Below are 12,427 nucleotides of genomic sequence, written 5' to 3' on the forward strand. Positions count from 1 at the left end.
GCTGCCGACGGACAGGCTGCCACGCGAACGGCACATATGCGGGCATCCCGGTTGCGTGGCGTCCGAGTAGCCCGGAGGGTCGGTTCCATGAAGGGCATCAGCTACAGCCGGTACGGCGGCCCCGACGTGCTGGAGTACGGCGAGGTCAAGGACCCGAAGGTCGGCCCCGACTCGGTCCTGGTGAAGGTCCGGGCGGCGGCCGTCAACCCGGTCGACTGGAAATGCCGTGAGGGGGCGCTGCACGGGATCATGGACGCCGTCTTCCCGGTCGTCCCCGGCTGGGACGTCTCGGGCGTGGTCGTCCAGCCGGGCCCGGCCGTCACCGACTTCGCGGTCGGCGACGAGGTGATCGGCTACGTCCGCGAGGACTTCCTGTCCCGGGGCACCTTCGCCGAGTACGTCGCCGCCCCGGTGCGCACCCTCGCCCGCAAACCGCGCAACCTCTCCTTCGAGGAGGCCGCGGGACTGCCGCTGGCCGGGCTCACCGCCTACCAGGTGCTGGTCCACGTCCTGGAGGTCAGGCGCGGCGAGACGGTGCTGGTGCACGCCGCCGCCGGCGGGGTCGGCTCCCTCGCCGTCCAGATCGCGGCCCACCTCGGCGCCCGGGTCATCGGCACGGCCGGCGAAAGCAACCACGACTTCGTCCGGGGCATCGGCGGCGAGCCGGTGACCTACGGTCCGGGCCTGGCCGAGCGGGTCCGGGGGCTGGCCCCCGAGGGCGTGGCCGCCGTCTTCGACACCGTCGGCGGGGACGCGCTGATCGTCTCGGCGAACCTGCTGGCCCCCGAGGGCCGGATGGCCTCGATCGCCGACCCGGACGTCGTCGACTTCGGCGGCCGCTACTGCTGGGCGCGCCCCGACGCCGGCGACCTGAACCGGCTCGCCGCGCTCGCGGAACAGGGGGCGGTGACCGTCCACGTCGACGAGACGTTCCCCCTGAAACGCACGGCCGACGCGCACCGGCGCAGCCAGGAGGGCCACACCCGGGGCAAGCTCGTGGTCACGGTGGAGTGGCCGGAGGAGGAGGGCTAGCAGGGCCGTCCATCGGGTCGTCCTGGGGCAGGGGACTTCGCCGGCGGCGGAGGGGGCTCGGACGACCGGTGCTCGGACGACTCGGACGACTCAGACGACCAGCGCGGCGGCGCAGAGGGCGACGGCGACCGTGCACAGCACCGCCACGGCCGCCTGCCGGGGAGAGAGCGCCGCAGGGCGATCGGTGGCCGCCAGCGTCCGGATCCGGTGGTTGGCGACCAGCAGGAAGCCCAGCCACAGGGCGCAGCAGGCCGCGCAGGCGAGCACGCCGGCGGCCGAGGTGCCGCCGTGCAGCGCGGTCTTCGCGGCGAGCACGGCGGCGACCGTCGCGGAGAGCGTCGTACGACGCCAGGCCAGCCGGGTCCGCTCCGGCTGGAGCCCCGGATCGCGGGTGGGCGACGCCACCGCGGTCACCCTTCCCAGCCGACGAGCACCACCACGACCATCGCGACGGCGACCACGGCGACGACCACGCTGAGCAGGGCCGGGAACCGGGAGACCGGCAGGTCCTCGCCGCGCCGCATCGCCCGCTCGCAGCGCATCCAGTGGTTCACGGCCCGCAGCGAGCACAGCACACCGGCGGCGAGGAGGGCGAGCGCGAGGCCGACCCGCCAGGCCCAGCGGAGGTCGGGCAGGAACTGGTCCACGGCGAAACCGCCGCCGATCAGCGCGAGGGCGGTACGCAGCCAGGCCAGGAAGGTCCGCTCGTTGGCGAGGGAGAAACGGTAGTCGGGGGTCGTCCCCTCTTCACGCACCGCTTCGGGCGCGAACCACAAACGGACGTTCCTCGCGAATTCGATCACGTACCGGGAGCCTACCCGGGGGGAGGGCCGGGGGCAGGTGCGGGTGGGGGCGGGGTGCCCGTCCGGTTCCCCACGCCCCTCGCGGGCGCGGGCGGCACCCGGCGGCCGGCACCCGGCGGCCGGCGGCCGGCACCCGGCGGGCGCCGGCCGGCGACCCTTCCGCCTCAGCCCCGCCGTTCCCGCAGGCGCTCCCACGCCGCGAGCCCGTCCGGCACCCACTCCCACTCCCCGAGCCGCGACGCCAGTTCCTCCTCCGTCAGGAAGTCGTGCCAGGCCACCTCCTCCACCTGCGGCCGCACCGGCAGCTCGCAGCGGACCTCGTACACCGCCGACCACCAGCTGAGGCCCCGGGCGTCCTCGTACCGGAACTTGAAGAGGTACGTCGGGCGCGGCAGCCCGGACACGCCCAGTTCCTCCTCGGCCTCCCGCAGCGCGGCGTCGTCGTAGGACTCGCCCGCGCCGACCACGCCCCCGACGAACATGTCGTACAGCGAGGGGAAGACCAGCTTGGTCGAGGTGCGGCGGTGGACGAAGATCCGGCCGGCGGCGTCCCGGGCCAGGATGAAGGCGCAGCGGTGGGGCAGGCCCTTGGCGTACGCCTCACCGCGGGGCGCCTGTCCGATCACCCGGTCGTGCTCGTCGACGATGTCGAGGATTTCGTCAGCAGGCTTCATGCCGCCATCCAAGCAGCCCGACGGCCCCGGACGTCGGCGCGTCCGGAGTCCCGCGGCCGCGGACGCCGACCCATCCGGAGCGCGGCGGAGGCCTGTGCGTCGGCGGTTCCGGAGTGCGGCGGAGGCTTGTGCGTCGGCGGTTCCGGAGTGCGGTGGAGGCTTGTGCGTCGGCGGGTCCGGAGTCAGGCGGAGGCCTGTGCGTCGGCGCGGCCGACGTCCCGCGGGGGTTCCCCGGACGTCAGCGCGGCTGGAGGTCCAGCGAAGGTTCCTTCGGGGCCGGACCGCGGGGCATCGCGGGATGGAGTCCGAGCAGCACGATGCCCGCCACGATCGCGGCCAGTCCCGCCGCCTCCCAGGCCAGCGCGCCGGTGTCGGTGCGCAGCCGGTCCCCGAGGAAGCCGACGCCGCACAGGATCCCGGCGAGCGGCTGGGCCGCGGTGAGCGCGGGCAGCGACATGCGCAGCTCCGCCGTCTCGAAGGCGCTCTGCACGAGGATCAGTCCGCTGACCCCGAGCACGAGGACGCCGTAGGGCTGCCAGCCGGTCAGCACCTCCATGATGCCGCCCTCGGAGAACCGGGTGCCGGTGACCCTGGTCAGGGCGTCCTGTACGCCGTACAGGAGGCCGGCGGCGAGGGCGAGCAGGGTCGGTCCCGCACTGAGCCGGGAGCGCTTGGCGCAGGTGGTGAGCACCAGGGCGATGCCGACCGTCACGCCGATGATCAGCCAGTGGCGCAGCGGGTTGGCGATGGCGTCGCCGCCGCGTGGCTGGCCCGCCAGGATGAACGTGGTCACCCCGCCCGCGAGCAGGCCGAGACCGGCCCAGCCCTGGTGGCTCAGCGGGTGCTTGGTCTGATGCCGGGACAGCGCCAGGGCGAACAGGAGGTTGGTCGCGAGCAGGGGTTCGACCAGCGAGATCTCGCCCTTGCCGAGGGCGATCGCGCCGAGGATCATGCCCGCCGCCATCAGGCCGATGCCGCCGAGCCAGCGCGGCACCCTCATCAGGTCGAGCAGCAGCCGGGGCGACAGGAAGTCGCTCAGCGGAGCCTTCTGGGCGACGTTCTGCTGGAGCACGAACCCGAAGCCGAGGCAACAGGCCGCACTCACGGCGAGAGTCAGAACCAGGACGGACACGCTGCGTACCTCGATCATGCGGCCGGGCTACGGGGTGCGTAGTGGCCGACTGTAGCGCTCGCGGACGGGTGGTGTTCCGGGAGTACCCGGAACCGGGCGGTCGACTCGGTCACGATGTCCGAGCCGGACGCGGCGGGTGGAGCGGGGCGGCGACGGACCGGTACGGCCATGGTCCGATGCCCGGGCGCCCCGCGCCATGGCGTGGGCCACATCCGGAACCCGGAACCCCACGGTCACGGTACGCCAGGCGGACCCCGGCGCGCGCCAAGTTCCGCTGCGTTCCGGGTAGTTGAACGGAGTACCAGTCCTGTTCAGCTTGACGCAAAGTCTTGGCTGGGGGTTTGCTGTGCGTGATCGGCCGATGGCAGCCCGACAACCAGGAAGTTCCGCGGTGCCCCCAACCCCGCCCCTCTTAGGCCCAGGCCGGGCCGTCGCCGAAGGGCCCCGCGCGCCGGCGCACCCCGGGTGCGAACACTGCCCCGACGCCGCGCTCGACGACGCCGAACTCATGTCGGCGCGAGCCGCGTTGGCCCAGGGCCGCTGGCAGGCCGCCCGCTCCCTGCTGCTCCACACGGGTGACGACTGGGACCGCCGGGGCCACCGGGTCACCGTCCTGGCCCGCGAGCCCTACGCCGTCGCCTGGGCCCGCGAATGGCTGCTCGCCGAGCCGGACTCCGCGGGCGCCGCCACCCTCCACGCCCTGGCCCTGGTCCGCCGCGCCCTGCGCGGCAAGGAACCCCCCGAGCGGGTCCGCGACGCCTGCGCCGGCGCCGCCGCGCTCGCCCCGGCCGACCCCACCCCGTGGCTGGGCCTCCTGCTGCTCGCCCGCCGCCTGGGCACCTGCCGCGAGACGCGCCGCCTGTTCGACGAGGTGCGCGACCGGCACCCCGAGCACCACCACGCCCACCACCTGATGGCCGCCCGGATCGCGGAGACCGAGACCGACGGCGGCCATGAGCTGCGAGTCTTCGCGGAGCGCTCGGCCGCCGCGGCCCCGGCCGACTCCCCGCTCGCCGTCCTGCCCGTCGTCGCGTGCACCGAGCGTCACCGGGTGCTCGCCGCGGCCGGCCGGGCATCCGCCGACGCCCTCGAAGCCGGCCACTGGGCCGAACCGGCCGCCCGGCACGCCCTGAACGCGGCCTTCGACTGGTGGCTGGAATGGGGTACCGAGGAGCACCCGCGCGGCCACGTCGACCTCAACCACCTCGCCCACGCCACCTCGGGAGCCGGCCGGTACGCCGAGGCCGCGGCCCTGTTCCAGCGCATCGGCCCGCACACCACCCGGGCGCCCTGGTCCTACCCGGACCGCGACCCGTGCGAGGCGTTCCGGACGGCCCGGGAGCGCGCGCTCGGGGGCTGACGGGAGCGGCCGTCGCGCGGACGGTGGATGAGAAGAGGTTGTGGATTTCTTACGGCGGCCCCATTTCCTGGCCGGGTCCGCCCCGAGAGTGTTCGAATGAGTACGTGAACTCTGAACGACCCGAGGAGGGCAGGCCCGTCGGCCGCCGGGTGTTCCTCGGCACCATCGGACTGGGCGCGCTCGGTGTCGTGACGGCGCCGGTGCTGCAACGCGTCACCGAATCGGTCCTCGGCACCTTCTCCGGCAAGGACCCCACGGGCCTGACCGGCCTGCTCCCGAACGGCGGCGGCTTCCGCTACTACTCGGTGACCGGGTCGGTGCCGAACAGGACCGCCGCCGACTACCGGCTGAAGATCGACGGCCTGGTCGACACTCCGCGCACCTTCAGCCTGGCCGACCTGCGTGCCCTGCCGCAGACCCGACTGGTCAAGGACGTCCAGTGCGTGACCGGGTGGCGGGTGCCGGACACCCCGTTCGAGGGCGTCCGCCTGTCGCACCTTCTGGAGCTGGCGGGGGTCCGCGACAGCGCGCGGGCGATCCGCTTCACCTGCTTCGACGGCGCCTACTCCGAGAGCCTCACCCTCGACCAGGCGCGGCGGCCGGACATCCTGGTCGCGCTGCGGATGCAGGACAAGGACATCGGGCACGACCACGGTGGCCCGGTCCGCCTCTACGTCGCCCCCATGTACTTCTACAAATCGGCCAAGTGGCTCTCCGGCATCACGGTGACCGACAAGGTGCAGCCGGGCTACTGGGAACACCTCGGTTACGACGTCGACGCCTGGGTCGGCCGTTCGAACGGACGCGACGATGCCCCTACGAGCTGACGCACCGGCCGCCGCCACGGACCGGCTGCACCGCTTCACCCCCGCCGAGCGCTGGATCCACCGCACGACGGCCGTGCTGATGGGGATCTGTGTCCTGACGGCCGCCTGCCTCTACGTCCCGCAGCTCGCGGTCCTGGTCGGACGCCGTGAACTGGTCGTCCGCGTCCACGAGTGCGCGGGCCTGGCCCTGCCCGCCCCGGTCCTGCTCGGCCTCGCCTCCCGCGCCTTCCGCAGGGACCTCGGCTTCCTGAACCGCTTCGGCCCGCACGACCGGCTGTGGCTGCGGGCCGCCCTGAACCGTGACAAGCGCCCGTCCTCGCGGCCGGCGGGCAAGTTCAACGCCGGCCAGAAGATCTACGCGAACTGGATCGCCGGCGCGACCCTGGTCATGCTCGCCACCGGCCTGCTGATGTGGTTCACCCACCTCACCCCGCTGATGTGGCGGACCTCGGCCACCTTCGTGCACGACTGGCTGGCCCTGACGATCGGCGTGGTCCTGGCGGGCCACATCGGCATGGCCCTGGGCGACGCGGAGGCGAGACGCGGGCTGCGCACCGGCGAGGTGAGCAGGGAGTGGGCCAAGCGCGAGCACCCGCTGTGGCGGCCCTGATCCCGCGCCGGACGCCGGTCAGGCCGGCGGCCGGCCGAGCAGCGAGCGCGGCCGCGAGTCCAGGATCGTCTCGGCCTCGGCGCTGATCGAACGGACCACGTCGGCGGCGGGGCGCACGCTCTCGACGAAGGCCGCCGACTGGCCGTAGAGGATCTCGCCCGTGTCGGGGTCGGGCGGGGTCCCGAAGGGTTCGCCGCCCGCCGCGTCCCGGAGTTCCCGCGCGCGCTCGCGCAGCGTCGGCTCGCGCCCGGACCACTCGTCGGTGAACCGGTTGCGGCGGACGCGTTCGCCGATGCCGGCCGGCCACGGCAGCCCCGACACGATGTCGTAGGCCCGCGTCCACACGGTGTCGCCGCCGTCGCTCCCGACGATCAGGCGTTTGTGGACGTCGTGCACCTCGACCGCCTCCGGCGTGGCGAGGAACGCCGTGCCCAGCCAGGCGCCGTCCGCCCCGGCGGTGAGGACGGCGGCCAGGGTGCGTCCGTCACCGATGCCGCCCGCGGCCAGTACCGGGACGTCGGGGTACCTGCGCACCAGGCCGGCCAGGAACGGCAGCAGGCCCATCGTCCCGGTGTGACCGCCGGCCTCGGCGCCCTGGGCCACCAGGACGTCGGTGCCCGCGGCCACCGCCGCCGCCGCGCCCTCGTACTCCTGGACCTGGCACATCACCCGGGCGCCGGCGTCCTTGGCCCGGGCGAGCCACGGTCTCGGATCGGCGAACGACAGGGCGACGACCGGGGGCCGCTGCTCCAGCGCGGCGTCGAACAGCGCCTCCGTGAAGGGCAGGAACGGCGTGATGAAACCGACCCCGAACGGTCGGTCCGTGGCGGCGCGGACGATCGCCGTCTCCGCCCGGATCCAGTCGGGTTTCCGCCAGGGATGGGTGCCCCCGAAGCAGCCGAGCCCGCCGGCGGCGGAGACCGCCGCGGCGAGCGTCCCGCCGCTGTGCAGGGCCATGGGGGCGCACATGATCGGATGGGTGAGTCCGAACATGTCGGTGAACCGCGTCCGCAGCATGGGGCGAACAGTAGCGGACCACCGCAAAAGCGATGGTCCGCCTGTCCAGGGTGGGTCCGTCCGGCCCTAGATGATCAGCGACAGGAGCAGGACCAGCCCGCCCGCCACCACCGAGATGATCGTCTCCATGATCGACCAGGTCTTGACGGTCTGCCCGACGCTCAGCCCGAAGTACTCCTTGACCAGCCAGAAGCCGGCGTCGTTGACATGGCTGAAGAAGAGCGAGCCGGCGCCGATGGCCAGGACCAGCAGGGCCGTGTGGGCGGTCGACATGTCCGCCGCCAGCGGGGCCACCAGGCCGGCCGCCGAGACGGTCGCCACCGTCGCCGAGCCGGTCGCCAGCCGGATCGCCACCGCGATCAGCCAGGCCAGCAGCAGCGCCGGGATCGACCAGTCCTTGGAGATCTCCAGGATCATCTGGCCGACACCGCAGTCGATCAGCGTCTGCTTGAAGCCGCCGCCCGCGCCGACGATGAGCAGGATGCCCGCGATCGGCATCAGGCCCTTCTCGACGGTCTGCTGGAGCCGGCCCCTGGAGAACCCGGCCGGGCGGCCGAGCGTGAAGAAGCCGACGATCACGGCCGCGAGCAGGGCGATCAGCGGGGAGCCGATGACGTCGAAGACCCGCTGGACGGTGTGCGCGGGGTCGTCGACCACGATGTCCACCAGTGCCTTGGCCAGCATCAGCACGACCGGCAGCAGGATGGTGGCGAGGGTGGCGCCGAAGCCGGGACGCCGCTCCAGCTCCTCCGAGGGGCGCTGCGGGAGCATCCGGTCGGGGGCCGGGACGTCCACCCAGCGGGCGGCGACCTTGGAGAACAGCGGACCGGCGACGATCACGGTCGGGACGGCGACCAGCACGCCGAGGGCGAGGGTGACACCCAGGTTGGCGCCGACCGCGTCGATCGCGACCAGCGGGCCGGGGTGCGGCGGCACCAGCCCGTGCATCACGGACAGGCCGGCCAGCGCCGGGATGCCGATCCGCATCAGGGAGTAGTTGCCGCGCTTGGCGACCATCAGCACCACCGGGATCAGCAGCACGATGCCGACCTCGAAGAACAGCGGCAGACCGATCACGGAGGCGATCAGCACCATCGCCCACGGCATGGACCGCCCGCCGGCCTTGGCGAGGATCGTGTCGACGATCTGGTCGGCACCGCCGGAGTCGGCCAGCAGCTTGCCCAGGATCGCCCCGAGCGCGATCAGGACACCCACGCCGGCGACCGTGGAGCCGAGGCCGGCGGTGAAGCTGGTGATGACCTTGTCCAGCGGCGCCCCGGCGAACGCGCCGAGCGCGAGCGAGCCGATGGTGAGCGCCAGGAAGGCGTGGAGCTTGAACTTGGTGATGAGCAGGACGATGACGGCGATGCCCGCCAGGACGGCGATGCCGAGCTGGGCATGTCCGGCCGAGGTGATGGGCGCGACGGTGTCCGCTGCCAGCATCTCGACGCTGAGTCTGGTCACGGGGGGTTCCTTGCGGGTACGGGGATACGGGGACGGGGAGTCGGGGGGTTACTGCGGGGTGCGGTCGGGCAGGGCGTCCAGGGCGCGGACGGCCCGTTCGGTGATCTCCTCGGGGGTGCCGGTGACGTCCACCGCGACGCCGGGCTCGTCCGCCGCCAGCGGCTGGAGCGTGGCGAACTGGGAGTCCAGCAGCGCGGTCGGCATGAAGTGGCCCCGACGGTGCGCCATCCGGTCCTCGATGAGCCCGCGGTCACCGGTGAGGTGCACGAAGACGACGCCCGGGGCGGCGGCGCGGAGCCGGTCGCGGTAGGACCGCTTCAGCGCCGAGCTGCTGACCACTCCGCCCAGGCCCTGACGGCCGTGCGCCCAGGAGCCGATGGCGTCCAGCCAGGGCCACCGGTCGGCGTCCTCCAGCGGGTGCCCGGCGGACATCTTGGCGATGTTGGCCGGCGGGTGGAAGTCGTCACCCTCGGCGTAGGGGACGCCGAGCCGGGCGGCGAGCAGAGGGCCGATCGTGGTCTTGCCGGTGCCGGCGACGCCCATCACGACGACGACGTGGGGGGTCCGCATCACTGCCTCGCTGTCTTCTTCGGTGTTCCTCGACGTTCCTCGACGCTTTCCTCGACGAGAGGCGCCGGCTCACGACATCCGGCGTCGGCCTCACTGAAACCCATTAGGTACGACGAATTCAAGAGTCTGTGACAAATAAGTCTGACTTTTTGATCCTGTGATCCACTCGGTACGCTGAGTGCATGAGCACCATGGGCCGCGGGCTGCACGGCCGCGTACTCGACTCCCTCGGCCCCGCGATCACCGCAGGCGAGTACCCGCCGGGCAGCGTCCTGCGCACGGACGAACTGGCCCAGCGGTTCGAGGTGTCCCGGTCCGTGATGCGCGAGGCGGTCCGGGTGCTGGAGTCCATGCACCTGGTCGAGTCCCGCCGCCGGGTCGGCGTGACGGTCCGCCCGAAGGCCGAGTGGAACGTCTACGACCCGCAGGTCATCCGCTGGCGGCTGGCCGGTGCCGACCGCCCCCACCAACTGCGCTCGCTGACCGTGCTGCGCTCGGCGGTCGAGCCGGTGGCCGCGCGCCTGGCGGCGCGCAACGCCACGGCGGAGCAGTGCGCGGAACTCACCGAGTGCGCGCTCGGCATGGTGGCCAACTCACGCGGCCACCGCCTCGAGCAGTACCTGGTCCACGACATGGCCTTCCACCGGGTGATCCTCACGGCGTCCGGCAACGAGATGTTCGCCCGGCTCGGCGACGTCGTCGCGGAGGTCCTCACGGGCCGCACCCACCACGAGGTGATGTTCGAGGACCCCGACCCGGCCGCCGTCACCCTCCACGTCCAGCTGGCCGAGGCGGTACGGGAGGGCGACCCGGACCGCGCGGAACGGCTGACCCGCGAGATCACGGTGGGCGCCCTCCAGGAACTGGACATCCTGGCGCCCTGAGGGCCGTCCCGTGATCCGCCGGGAGTGCGGGACGGCCCTCAGGCCGGGAAGTCGCCGTCCACGTAGACCCAGGCGCCGTCGACCCGCTCGAACCGGCTGAGTTCGTGCAGGGAACCGCCCCGGTACGACGCCCGGAACTCCACCGTTCCGGTGGCGTGGAAGGCCGTGCCGTCGGCCGCCGCCAGGATCTCCAGGCCGGTCCACCGCATCGCGGGATCCAGGTCGAGCCGCACCGGACGGGTCCGGGGATGCCAGGTGCGCAGCAGGTACGGCTCGTCGCGCTCGACGAAGGCGCTGTAGCGCGAGCGCATCAGCCGCTCCGCCGTGGGCGCCGCCGCCTCGCCCCGGTGGAACCGGCCGCAGCACCCCTCGTACGGCTCCGGGAGACCGCACGGGCACCGGCGGGCGGGATCCGGGGCGGAGCCGGGCTGCCGGCGGGACGGCGGGGTGCGTCGGGACATGGACCCATTCTGCTGCACCCGACGGGCGGCGGACCCGCGCACCCCGGCGCACGCCGGACCCCACGCACCGGCGCACGGCTGATCCCGCGCGCGTATGGTCCCGCGCGCGGGACTCCGTGGGCCCCTCCGCAGGCCGGCCGTACCCGCTACGCCGACTCGGCGTTGGTGGGCGGCTGCACCGGGCGGGCCGGCAGGGTCTGGACGGGCAGCGCGGGGAGTGCCGCGCCGTGCACCCAGGCGTCGAGGAGGGCGTCCAGCGGCTCCTCGGCGAACCGGTTGACGTGCGCCGCGAACAGGGCGGTCGTCACGGTCCCGCCCCGGTGCAGCCCCGCCCACGCCCGCAGCATGTGGAAGAACCGCTCGTCGCCCAGCGCACAGCGCAGCGCGTGGATCGCGACCCCGCCGCGCTCGTAGAGCCGGTCGTCGAACATCGCCTTGCGTCCCGGGTCGGCGATCCGGATGTCCTGCGGCAGCCCCGACAGCAACCGGTGCGCGAGGGCCGCCAGTTGCTGGGCGCTGCGGCCGCCGGACCGCTCCGACCACAGCCACTCCGCGTACTTGGCGAGTCCCTCGTTCAGCCAGATGTGCCGCCAGTCCGCGATGGACACGCTGTTGCCGAACCACTGGTGCGCCAACTCGTGCGCCACCAGCCGCTCCGAACCCCGCGCCCCGTCCACGTGGTTGACGCCGAACAGCGACAACCCCTGCGCCTCGACGGGGACATCGAACTCCTCGTCGGTGACGACGACCGCGTACTCCTCGAACGGGTAGGGCCCGAAGAGTCGTTGGAACAGGTCCATCATCGCGGGCTGCCGGGCGAAGTCCCGCGAGAACTCCGGCAGCAGCTGCGCGGGTATGTGCCCGTGCATCGGGATCCCGCCGAACCCCGGGTCGCCCAGCAGCACCGTCTCGAACTTGCCGATGGCCAGACCCACCAGATAGCTCGACGTCGGCGCCGCCTGCTCGTACACCCAGGTCGTCGTGGACGCCTTCGTGGTGCGGGTCAGCAGCCGGCCGCCGGCCACCACCGAGTACGCGGACGGGCAGGTGACCGAGATCAGGTAGGACGCCTTGTCGGCCGGCCGGTCGTTGCACGGGAACCAGGAGGGCGCGCCGACCGGCTGGCTCGCCACCAGCGCGCCGTCCGTCAGCTCCTCCCAGCCGATCCCGCCCCACGGGCTGTTCACCGGCTTGGGATTCCCCGACCAGTGGATCTCCACCGTGAACGCGGCCCCGGCCCGCAGCGGCTTCGCCGGCTTCACCCGCAGCCTGCCGCCCCGGTGCGTCCAGTGCGGCTGGCGGCCGTCCACCCGGATCCGGCCGATCTTGAAGTCGGCCAGGTTCAGCTGGAACTCGGGCAGTGCCGCCCGGCCCGCGATGGCGTTGATCCGGACCGAGCCGGACAGTCGGTTGGGGCCGGGCCGGTAGTCCAGCGTGAGCTCATAGCGATGCACCCGGTACCGGGGGTCGCCGTTGTCCGGGAAGTACGGGTCCGGACCCGCTGACTGCTGTACTGCCACTTCCGCGTCCGCTCCCTGCGCTGTGCTCGAACCGTCTCTCGGCGCACCGATGCCCGCGGCCACCGAACGGCCC

14 protein-coding genes are annotated in these 12,427 nt (G+C 73.2%); 5 read left to right on the forward strand and 9 right to left on the reverse strand.

Annotated elements, in window-relative coordinates; all coding sequences use genetic code 11:
- Positions 1–87 precede the first annotated feature (87 nt).
- Positions 88–1,032 carry an NADP-dependent oxidoreductase gene (locus ACFY3I_RS20835; RefSeq protein WP_390861911.1) on the forward strand — a complete coding sequence of 315 codons (945 nt, stop codon included), beginning with the start codon at positions 88–90 and terminating at the stop codon, positions 1,030–1,032.
- 90 nt (positions 1,033–1,122) lie between these two features.
- On the opposite strand, the gene ACFY3I_RS20840 is transcribed toward ACFY3I_RS20835, so the two are convergent.
- The 4 genes from ACFY3I_RS20840 to ACFY3I_RS20855 form a co-directional block, all read right to left on the reverse strand.
- On the reverse strand, positions 1,123–1,446 hold the full coding sequence (locus ACFY3I_RS20840) for a DUF202 domain-containing protein (protein WP_390861912.1): 324 nt from the start codon (positions 1,444–1,446) through the stop codon (positions 1,123–1,125).
- Entirely contained in the window at positions 1,443–1,835 is a 393-nt protein-coding gene (locus ACFY3I_RS20845) for a DUF202 domain-containing protein (protein ID WP_365287986.1), read from the reverse strand. The genes ACFY3I_RS20840 and ACFY3I_RS20845 overlap by 4 nt, the downstream gene beginning before the upstream one ends.
- A gap of 164 nt (positions 1,836–1,999) precedes the next feature.
- Positions 2,000–2,509, reverse strand: coding sequence for an NUDIX hydrolase (locus ACFY3I_RS20850; RefSeq protein ID WP_390861913.1), 510 nt, complete (start codon positions 2,507–2,509; stop codon positions 2,000–2,002).
- 238 nt (positions 2,510–2,747) lie between these two features.
- Complete coding sequence (locus ACFY3I_RS20855; protein ID WP_365287982.1) at positions 2,748–3,659, reverse strand: DMT family transporter; 912 nt, start codon at positions 3,657–3,659, stop codon at positions 2,748–2,750.
- 373 nt (positions 3,660–4,032) lie between these two features.
- Here ACFY3I_RS20855 and ACFY3I_RS20860 point away from each other — a divergent pair, with 373 nt between their 5' ends.
- The 3 genes from ACFY3I_RS20860 to ACFY3I_RS20870 all read left to right on the forward strand — a co-directional run bounded on the left by ACFY3I_RS20860 (position 4,033) and on the right by ACFY3I_RS20870 (position 6,438).
- A complete protein-coding gene (locus tag ACFY3I_RS20860; protein WP_390861914.1) occupies positions 4,033–5,001 on the forward strand; it encodes a hypothetical protein in 969 nt (322 codons plus the stop codon).
- Between the two features lie 104 nt (positions 5,002–5,105).
- Complete coding sequence (locus ACFY3I_RS20865) at positions 5,106–5,828, forward strand: molybdopterin-dependent oxidoreductase (RefSeq protein WP_390861915.1); 723 nt, start codon at positions 5,106–5,108, stop codon at positions 5,826–5,828.
- On the forward strand, positions 5,812–6,438 hold the full coding sequence (locus ACFY3I_RS20870; protein ID WP_390861916.1) for a cytochrome b/b6 domain-containing protein: 627 nt from the start codon (positions 5,812–5,814) through the stop codon (positions 6,436–6,438). The genes ACFY3I_RS20865 and ACFY3I_RS20870 overlap by 17 nt, the downstream gene beginning before the upstream one ends.
- A gap of 18 nt (positions 6,439–6,456) precedes the next feature.
- On the opposite strand, the gene ACFY3I_RS20875 is transcribed toward ACFY3I_RS20870, so the two are convergent.
- From ACFY3I_RS20875 to ACFY3I_RS20885, 3 genes are all read right to left on the reverse strand, one after another.
- Positions 6,457–7,455 (reverse strand): NAD(P)H-dependent flavin oxidoreductase, encoded by a 999-nt coding sequence (locus ACFY3I_RS20875; protein ID WP_390861917.1) that lies wholly within the window; start codon positions 7,453–7,455, stop codon positions 6,457–6,459.
- A gap of 66 nt (positions 7,456–7,521) precedes the next feature.
- Positions 7,522–8,919 (reverse strand): gluconate:H+ symporter, encoded by a 1,398-nt coding sequence (locus ACFY3I_RS20880; protein WP_365287972.1) that lies wholly within the window; start codon positions 8,917–8,919, stop codon positions 7,522–7,524.
- 48 nt (positions 8,920–8,967) lie between these two features.
- On the reverse strand, positions 8,968–9,489 hold the full coding sequence (locus ACFY3I_RS20885) for a gluconokinase (protein ID WP_390861918.1): 522 nt from the start codon (positions 9,487–9,489) through the stop codon (positions 8,968–8,970).
- A 182-nt stretch (positions 9,490–9,671) separates the two neighbouring features.
- On the opposite strand from ACFY3I_RS20885, the gene ACFY3I_RS20890 reads away from it, so the two are divergent.
- Positions 9,672–10,373, forward strand: coding sequence for a FadR/GntR family transcriptional regulator (locus ACFY3I_RS20890; protein WP_390861919.1), 702 nt, complete (start codon positions 9,672–9,674; stop codon positions 10,371–10,373).
- A gap of 38 nt (positions 10,374–10,411) precedes the next feature.
- Here ACFY3I_RS20890 and ACFY3I_RS20895 read toward each other — a convergent pair whose 3' ends face one another.
- Together ACFY3I_RS20895 and ACFY3I_RS20900 are read right to left on the reverse strand one after the other, a co-directional pair.
- On the reverse strand, positions 10,412–10,834 hold the full coding sequence (locus ACFY3I_RS20895) for a YchJ family protein (protein ID WP_390861920.1): 423 nt from the start codon (positions 10,832–10,834) through the stop codon (positions 10,412–10,414).
- Positions 10,835–10,980: 146 nt separating this feature from the next.
- Entirely contained in the window at positions 10,981–12,354 is a 1,374-nt protein-coding gene (locus tag ACFY3I_RS20900; protein WP_365287964.1) for a M1 family metallopeptidase, read from the reverse strand.
- Positions 12,355–12,427 lie beyond the last annotated feature (73 nt).

The organism is Streptomyces sp. NPDC001068 (genome assembly GCF_042897315.1).
Taxonomy (GTDB): Bacteria; Actinomycetota; Actinomycetes; order Streptomycetales; family Streptomycetaceae; genus Streptomyces.

What these genes read in the sequence shown, in the direction of transcription:
- ACFY3I_RS20890 (WP_390861919.1), top strand. Translation starts at nt 9,672, where the DNA reads ATGAGCACCATGGGCCGCGGGCTGCACGGCCGCGTACTCGACTCCCTC.
- ACFY3I_RS20870 (WP_390861916.1), top strand. Translation starts at nt 5,812, where the DNA reads ATGCCCCTACGAGCTGACGCACCGGCCGCCGCCACGGACCGGCTGCAC.
- ACFY3I_RS20875 (WP_390861917.1), bottom strand. Translation starts at nt 7,455, where the DNA reads ATGCTGCGGACGCGGTTCACCGACATGTTCGGACTCACCCATCCGATC.
- ACFY3I_RS20855 (WP_365287982.1), bottom strand. Translation starts at nt 3,659, where the DNA reads ATGATCGAGGTACGCAGCGTGTCCGTCCTGGTTCTGACTCTCGCCGTG.
- ACFY3I_RS20895 (WP_390861920.1), bottom strand. Translation starts at nt 10,834, where the DNA reads ATGTCCCGACGCACCCCGCCGTCCCGCCGGCAGCCCGGCTCCGCCCCG.
- ACFY3I_RS20850 (WP_390861913.1), bottom strand. Translation starts at nt 2,509, where the DNA reads ATGAAGCCTGCTGACGAAATCCTCGACATCGTCGACGAGCACGACCGG.
- ACFY3I_RS20835 (WP_390861911.1), top strand. Translation starts at nt 88, where the DNA reads ATGAAGGGCATCAGCTACAGCCGGTACGGCGGCCCCGACGTGCTGGAG.
- ACFY3I_RS20885 (WP_390861918.1), bottom strand. Translation starts at nt 9,489, where the DNA reads ATGCGGACCCCCCACGTCGTCGTCGTGATGGGCGTCGCCGGCACCGGC.